Source organism: Pseudoalteromonas porphyrae, assembly GCF_001298125.1.
Classification (GTDB): domain Bacteria; phylum Pseudomonadota; class Gammaproteobacteria; order Enterobacterales; family Alteromonadaceae; genus Pseudoalteromonas; species Pseudoalteromonas neustonica.
In genome coordinates this window covers 1-600 of record NZ_LHPH01000094.1, presented here as the reverse complement: position 1 = coordinate 600, position 600 = coordinate 1, and the positions used below count along the sequence as shown (strand labels likewise).

At 66.2% G+C, this 600-nt stretch carries 1 protein-coding gene; it reads left to right on the top strand.

What is annotated here, in order from left to right:
* A partial coding sequence (gene thrC, locus ADS77_RS21975; protein WP_082355748.1) for a threonine synthase occupies positions 1–600 on the top strand: 600 nt, incomplete at both ends.

Here is a 600-nt window from a genome sequence, read left to right as displayed (position 1 = left end):
CCTCCGGCGACACCGGCTCGGCCGCCATCGAGGGCTGCCGCCACTGCGACAACCTCGACATCTTCATCCTCCACCCCCACAACCGGGTCTCGGAGGTACAGCGCCGCCAGATGACCACGGTGCTGGCGGACAACGTCTTCAACGTCGCCATCGAGGGCAACTTCGACGACGCCCAGGCGATGGTCAAGGCGAGCTTCGCCGACCAGTCCTTCCTGAATGGCACCTGCCTGGTGGCGGTCAACTCCATCAACTGGGCGCGCATCATGGCCCAGATCGTCTACTACGTGGCCTCCGCCGTGGCGCTGGGCGCGCCGCAGCGCGAGGTGAGCTTCTGCGTGCCCTCGGCCAACTTCGGCAACGTCTTCGCCGGCTACATGGCCTACCGCATGGGGCTGCCGGTGGAGCGCTTCGTCATCGCCACCAACGCCAACGACATCCTGCACCGCACCCTGGCAGCCAACGACTTCTCGAAGCAGGAGCTCAAGGCGACTCTGGCGCCCTCCATGGATATCGTGGTGTCGTCCAACTTCGAGCGGCTGCTGTTCGAGGCCTACGAGCGTGACGGCGCCGCCGTGGCCGAACTGCTCGAGCGTTTCCAGG